This is a genomic window from Nitrosophilus sp. (assembly GCF_982775275.1).
On record NZ_CEXZHP010000102.1, the window covers coordinates 1 to 5,421 of the forward strand.

A 5,421-nucleotide genomic window follows, 5' to 3' on the forward strand; every position below is an offset into this window, starting at 1 on the left:
TAATAAGATAATCAAGAGAGGGAAGAGGTGAGTGTTATTGTTATCACCTGACCCCTAAACCAAAAAACTATTTATGTTATAATAAAACATATTTGTTATTTGGGATTAAAATGCAAAAAAGGATATTTTAGTATTTTAGATTATTTAAAAAGTTATAAATAACAGCTTTTAAAAAAGTATAATATCAAAAGAATAATTCTTTTTGGGTTATTTGCTAAAGATACTCAAAATGACAAAAGTGATATTGATATAGCAGGTGAGATAGAAAATCCAAATTTTTCTATATTATTTGAGATAAAAGAGGAGTTGGAAAAAAATTAAAAAAAGTAGATATTGTAAGAGTTAGAGAAAAGATGAACAGATATTTAAAAAATCGTATTCAAAAAGAGGGAATAATTGTCTAATTTGTTATGATTGATAAAAAATGGAGGATAATATGATTTTTAATGTTGTAATTGAAAAAGATGAAAATGGATACTTTGCAAATGTTTTAGAGCTTGAAGGCTGTGTTTCTCAAGGCGATACTTATGAAGAAACTTTAAAAAATATAAAAGAGGCTTTAGAACTTTATATTGAAACTCTTAGTGATGATGAGAAAAAAGAGATTAAAAAAATACAAACTATATCTATTACCCCTTTAGAAGTTGCAATATGAGTGATAAACAACCGAGATTAACGGCAAAAGAAGCTGAAAAACTTCTTTTAGAAAATGGTTTTGTTTTAGATAGACAAAAAGGAAGTCATAGAATTTATGTTAAAAATAATTGTAGAATGGTTATCCCTTTTCATTCTGGAAAGATATTGCATCCAAAAATTGTAAAAACTATTTATAAAATTGTTGAAAAATGTTCAAAATAATTTAATTTTAGCTTCTAATAATCTCATCTACACCTTCGAAAAACTCACATATTTCTACATCTAAAACTTTCGATAGTTTAGCTAAATGGGCGATGTTGAAGTGTTTTTTGTATTTTGTTATAATCAAATTGTTTTGTAAAAATTATAAACAAAGGAAGAAAATGATAGCCTTACATCCTGAATATATAATAGATGATTCCAAGAAAAAGAAAGCCGTAATAATTAAAATAGATGAATGGGAAAAAATTGTTGAAAAGCTTGAAGAGCTTGAAGATATTGAAAGTTACGATAAAGAAAAAAGCAAAATGAGTGAGATTATACCATTTGAGCAGGCAATTAAAGAGATTGAAAAGGGCAAAATAAAGTGAACTATGAGCTAAAAATCACCCGCACTGCGCAAAAATCACTAGCTAAAATCGAGAAAAAATTTCGTGACAAAATAATTGAAAAGATTTATGAATTACAAAAAGACCCTTATAAAATGCAAAAAAGTTAACCGGACGAGAAGCCTATCGGATAAGAATTGGTAAATATAGAGTTATTTACGAAATTTATAATAATGAACTTATAATTATAGTTATAAATATTTCACATCGAAAAGATGTATATTAAACTTAGCTTCTAATAATCTCATCCACTCCTTCGAAAAACTTGCAGATACTTACATCTAAAACTTTTGCGATTTTGGCTAAATGGGCGATGTTGAAGTGTTTTTTGTTAAGGTAGATTTCTGCCATTGAGATAGTCCCAACAGCTTTATGACCTATTGCCAAAGCTAATGATAGTTGAGAGAAACCTTTTTCTTTTCTGATTTTTTTAACATTTTGACCAATTTGTTTATAGATTTGTTCAATTTTTTCATCGCTTAAAAAATCTTCACTCATAAAACTACCTATAGTTAAACTAACTATAAGTCTAAATTTGTTATAAACTTTTAGCAACTAACTATAGTTAGAAAAAGGAGTCTTATGGAAATTTGCAATCCAGTACAACACAATGATTTTAGAGGAAAAATTTTTGCTGAGGGGAAAGACTTAGTTACTATTGGTGTAATTAAACAGATTGCTAAGGATTTTAAAATAAATACAAACTATTATTTCTTTGCAATAGTTTTTGAAGAAGGAAAATTTTATTTACTTGGAACTAAAGACAAAGAGTCATTAAAGAGAGAAATTATTGAGGATGTTAAGAAATTTAAAATAGAAATGAATTTTGAAAAATTTTTATCATATTTTAAAAGACTTAATTTTTGTCTGTCATATAATGAAAAGATTTTAGAGAAAAACTTTATTTTAGACAATTAAATTTTAAATGATGGGGATAAAAAAATGAAGAGTAAAAAATTTTTTAAATTTTTTTTATTGAATCTTATTTTTTTGGTAATTTTTTCTGGATGTGCTACAAATAGTATAAATAATTCTTTTGGAATGCAAGAAGTTAAAATTTCAGAAAAAGAGATGCCAGATTGGAAAGAGATAATTGGTGTAAATGAAAACAATGATTCGATTTACTATAAAGAATGGATACAACCAAAAAATAAAGCTGAAAAATGTGAGATATTAATGGAAGGATCTTGGATACCAAAAAACGAGTTTAAAGATTTTGTTAAAAAAATGAAAGAAGAAAAGAAAAAATATCACTATTATTATACTTGGGATGGTGAATGCAAAAATGGAAAAGCACAAGGGATTGGTAAATTGTCACATTACTCAGACTTAGGTTTTCTTGGTGCAGAAATAGGAATCGTGAAAGATGGAATTTCATTAGAACCATTTTTTGTGTTTAAAAAAGATGATACAGTAGAATTTGGAAAATATATAAGAGATGAAAAAAATAGAATAGTTGGAAGTTATTCTATTAGAAGAAGTTTTAAAAATAGCAAAATTGATAAGCCGATTTTTGAAGGATATGATGATGATAAAAGATTAAATATTCGAGGTAGACTTTTTATGTATTCTCAAGATGGAAGATATACAATAAATATAGGGAAAATTGGATATAAAGGAATACTTTTTGGTAAAGTTGAATTTCTAAAAAATGAGAAATTAATAAATACAGGATATGGATTTATAAATATTAAAGATGGTTCTTTATATAAGTATTTTGGCTTATTAAATCCATATGCTAATAAAATTAACTTTTATGAATGGAAAGGCGGTAAAATAATAAAAAAAGTTTCTTTGCCAAAAAATTTTGAAACAGAACTATTAGAAATTGTAGAAGAAGCTGAAGAAGAGGCTTTTAAGGCTGAACAAGCTGGAGAAATGGCTTTAAAGATGAAAGAAAGATATGATGAATTGCACAAAGTAGATGAGGTTATAGAAAATAAACCAAAAGAAGAAAAACCAAAAAAAAGCGGATTATCTATTGGAACAGGATTTATCATTTCTAAAAATGGATATGTTTTAACAAATAATCATGTTATAAATAGTGCAAATAAAGTTTATGTTATTTTGAATAAAAAGAAATATCCAGCAATGATAATTCAAACAGATTATGTAAATGATATTGCTTTATTAAAAATAAATGGCAAATTTCAGCCGCTTCCTATTCATACAAAGATTGAAGATACCGGTAGAGAGATAGCTGTTGTTGGATATCCAAATATAACTTTACAAGGTAATGAAATAAAAGCAACATTTGGAAATATTAATGCGCTTTCTGGGATAAAGGGAGATTCAAGATTTTATCAAATAGACGCACCAATACAGCCGGGCAACTCAGGAAGTCCGTTGCTTAACTTAAAAGGTGAAGTAATTGGGATAGTAACCGCAACTTTAAATCAAGCTGCTGCATTGCAATCTTCAGGAACTTTAGCACAAAATGTTAATTACGCAATAAAAATATCATATGCTTTGCCATTGTTGTTAAATAATAATGTAGATTATTTGCAAAAAGGTTGGAGAAAATTAACAAAACCGGAATTAGTTAAAAAAGCTAAAAAAAGTGTCGTTTTGATAGTAGCTGAATAGGAGGAAAATTATGAAAACAGAAAAAATAACTGTCGATGGTAAGGAAATTGAAATATTCATAGAAGAGTTTATAGATGCAAACATTTTTGAAGTTGCTGTAGGGACTACAGGATTTCAAGGTGGAGACACAGGTCATGGAGGACGAACTTATATAAGATTTAGTAATAATAGTTCAACTGATATGAGATGTAAAATTTCATCTAGAAAGAGCGAGTATGAAGATAAATGGGGAGGTGAAACTGAAAAAGAAAATATAGAATTAGTATTTGGTGGTGATGCTGAATTAGAAACACTTATACAGGGTTTGAAACATATTTTAAAAGTTTTAAAATTTAAAGCATATGTTACTAAAATTAACAGAAAATAATGTTAATTTATTTAAAAGACTTTTAGCTTTATGAGAGAAAAATGGTCAAATGATAACAATGATTGTTATTTTGAAAAAGTTGGTATGAAGAAGCCGTTTAGATCAAATAGTGTTTGTATGAAAGAAGTAAATAAATATGGTGTTCAACAATATAATTCACCAAGATTGGAAAGTATTATGCCAAGAATGGATAATGATGGATGTAGTTTTGATACTGATTGTCCAAAGGATGTTAGGTAGGATTAGGTATTATAAAGAGTGTGAGTAGGTGAGGTGAATTTGTAAATTTTGCGGGAGTGAAAGATGAAAAAGTTTATTTTGATTTTTCTTTTAAGCATATTTTCATATGGAACGGAAGGATTTATGTGTAGTCATTATTTCAATGATGTTGTTAGAAAAGTAAAAAACATTCAAAATCATCAGAATAATCTATCAAAGTTTGCGTTAAATAAATTATTAGAAGATTTAAAATTTGAAGTAAAACAATGTATATCTGAATGTGAAGGTAATAAATTCGACTATTGTAATGATATAGCAAAAAAATTTTTTGATCATTAGCATAAAGGACATAAAATGAAAAAATTTTTTTTTATTTTAGCAATGTTTACATATTTATTTTCTTTTGATAGTTATGATTTTGAAAATTTAATAGGATACACTATTATTGATGTAAAACATATCAACGGTGATTTTGAGGGATGCGATTATGGTAAAAAAATTGTATTTATGGATGGTACTTATATAACATGTAATTGTTACCATTATCATTATACTTATTCTCCTAAAGCAATAATTCTAGCTAAATCAATCAAATATAAAGGACAAAATTTATTTTTAATAAAAATGATTGTTGATAACTATATTTATAATATGGAAGCTGTTTATAAATAGTGTAAAATATATGAATAGAGAAAAATTTTATAGAAAGGCTTGTGATATGGGATTACAGCGTGGTTGTGAAAATTATGCAAAATTAAATAAAAAGGGATATTGATCTCCTTCTTTTATTTAAAATCCTTTAAACTTCTTGTAGAAAAAGCAGTTGATAAACATAATATAAGTTAATCTTCAATATCCCATATACCAAAAATCGATATTCTATGTTATTGTTGTCACCTGACCCCTAAATCTCTAAATCGGTTATAATATTCTCAAAAAAATTTTGTTGCGGAGATAAAGATGATAAAGATAGCCATCGATAGGGGTGGGACTTTTACCGATATA

General features: G+C 26.7%; 10 protein-coding genes and 2 pseudogenes. 11 read left to right on the forward strand and 1 reads right to left on the reverse strand.

What is annotated here, in order from left to right:
• Positions 1-177 precede the first annotated feature (177 nt).
• The 5 genes and pseudogenes from AC30RD_RS05825 to AC30RD_RS05845 form a co-directional block, all read left to right on the forward strand.
• Positions 178-321: pseudogene (locus tag AC30RD_RS05825) on the forward strand (nucleotidyltransferase domain-containing protein); the annotation flags it as partial.
• A gap of 115 nt (positions 322-436) precedes the next feature.
• Positions 437-655 (forward strand): type II toxin-antitoxin system HicB family antitoxin, encoded by a 219-nt coding sequence (locus AC30RD_RS05830; RefSeq protein ID WP_489493400.1) that lies wholly within the window; start codon positions 437-439, stop codon positions 653-655.
• The gene (locus AC30RD_RS05835; RefSeq protein WP_489493401.1) at positions 652-858 is read left to right on the forward strand and encodes a type II toxin-antitoxin system HicA family toxin; all 207 of its coding nucleotides are present in this window, start codon (positions 652-654) and stop codon (positions 856-858) included. The genes AC30RD_RS05830 and AC30RD_RS05835 overlap by 4 nt, the downstream gene beginning before the upstream one ends.
• Positions 859-1,019: 161 nt before the next feature.
• Positions 1,020-1,226 (forward strand): hypothetical protein, encoded by a 207-nt coding sequence (locus tag AC30RD_RS05840; RefSeq protein WP_489493403.1) that lies wholly within the window; start codon positions 1,020-1,022, stop codon positions 1,224-1,226.
• Between the two features lie 145 nt (positions 1,227-1,371).
• Positions 1,372-1,470 (forward strand): annotated as a pseudogene (locus AC30RD_RS05845) (type II toxin-antitoxin system RelE family toxin); the annotation flags it as partial.
• 2 nt (positions 1,471-1,472) lie between these two features.
• Here AC30RD_RS05845 and AC30RD_RS05850 read toward each other — a convergent pair.
• Positions 1,473-1,742, reverse strand: coding sequence for a helix-turn-helix domain-containing protein (locus AC30RD_RS05850; RefSeq protein WP_489493405.1), 270 nt, complete (start codon positions 1,740-1,742; stop codon positions 1,473-1,475).
• A gap of 84 nt (positions 1,743-1,826) precedes the next feature.
• On the opposite strand from AC30RD_RS05850, the gene AC30RD_RS05855 reads away from it, so the two are divergent.
• The 6 genes from AC30RD_RS05855 (at position 1,827) to AC30RD_RS05880 (ending at position 5,088) form a co-directional block, all read left to right on the forward strand.
• The gene (locus AC30RD_RS05855; RefSeq protein WP_489493406.1) at positions 1,827-2,162 is read left to right on the forward strand and encodes a hypothetical protein; all 336 of its coding nucleotides are present in this window, start codon (positions 1,827-1,829) and stop codon (positions 2,160-2,162) included.
• A 24-nt stretch (positions 2,163-2,186) separates the two neighbouring features.
• On the forward strand, positions 2,187-3,830 hold the full coding sequence (locus AC30RD_RS05860; protein WP_489493407.1) for a S1C family serine protease: 1,644 nt from the start codon (positions 2,187-2,189) through the stop codon (positions 3,828-3,830).
• 10 nt (positions 3,831-3,840) lie between these two features.
• Positions 3,841-4,197, forward strand: a complete 357-nt coding sequence (locus AC30RD_RS05865) for a hypothetical protein (RefSeq protein WP_489493408.1) — start codon at positions 3,841-3,843, stop codon at positions 4,195-4,197.
• Between the two features lie 30 nt (positions 4,198-4,227).
• On the forward strand, positions 4,228-4,437 hold the full coding sequence (locus AC30RD_RS05870) for a hypothetical protein (RefSeq protein WP_489493409.1): 210 nt from the start codon (positions 4,228-4,230) through the stop codon (positions 4,435-4,437).
• 63 nt (positions 4,438-4,500) lie between these two features.
• Positions 4,501-4,755, forward strand: a complete 255-nt coding sequence (locus tag AC30RD_RS05875) for a hypothetical protein (protein WP_489493410.1) — start codon at positions 4,501-4,503, stop codon at positions 4,753-4,755.
• 15 nt (positions 4,756-4,770) lie between these two features.
• Positions 4,771-5,088, forward strand: coding sequence for a hypothetical protein (locus AC30RD_RS05880; protein WP_489493412.1), 318 nt, complete (start codon positions 4,771-4,773; stop codon positions 5,086-5,088).
• The last annotated feature ends 333 nt before the right edge of the window (positions 5,089-5,421 follow it).

Coding starts and splice junctions, on each gene's coding strand:
- AC30RD_RS05850 (WP_489493405.1), bottom strand. CDS start 1,742: ATGAGTGAAGATTTTTTAAGCGATGAAAAAATTGAACAAATCTATAAA.
- AC30RD_RS05870 (WP_489493409.1), top strand. CDS start 4,228: ATGAGAGAAAAATGGTCAAATGATAACAATGATTGTTATTTTGAAAAA.
- AC30RD_RS05840 (WP_489493403.1), top strand. CDS start 1,020: ATGATAGCCTTACATCCTGAATATATAATAGATGATTCCAAGAAAAAG.
- AC30RD_RS05830 (WP_489493400.1), top strand. CDS start 437: ATGATTTTTAATGTTGTAATTGAAAAAGATGAAAATGGATACTTTGCA.
- AC30RD_RS05875 (WP_489493410.1), top strand. CDS start 4,501: ATGAAAAAGTTTATTTTGATTTTTCTTTTAAGCATATTTTCATATGGA.
- AC30RD_RS05855 (WP_489493406.1), top strand. CDS start 1,827: ATGGAAATTTGCAATCCAGTACAACACAATGATTTTAGAGGAAAAATT.
- AC30RD_RS05865 (WP_489493408.1), top strand. CDS start 3,841: ATGAAAACAGAAAAAATAACTGTCGATGGTAAGGAAATTGAAATATTC.
- AC30RD_RS05860 (WP_489493407.1), top strand. CDS start 2,187: ATGAAGAGTAAAAAATTTTTTAAATTTTTTTTATTGAATCTTATTTTT.
- AC30RD_RS05880 (WP_489493412.1), top strand. CDS start 4,771: ATGAAAAAATTTTTTTTTATTTTAGCAATGTTTACATATTTATTTTCT.
- AC30RD_RS05835 (WP_489493401.1), top strand. CDS start 652: ATGAGTGATAAACAACCGAGATTAACGGCAAAAGAAGCTGAAAAACTT.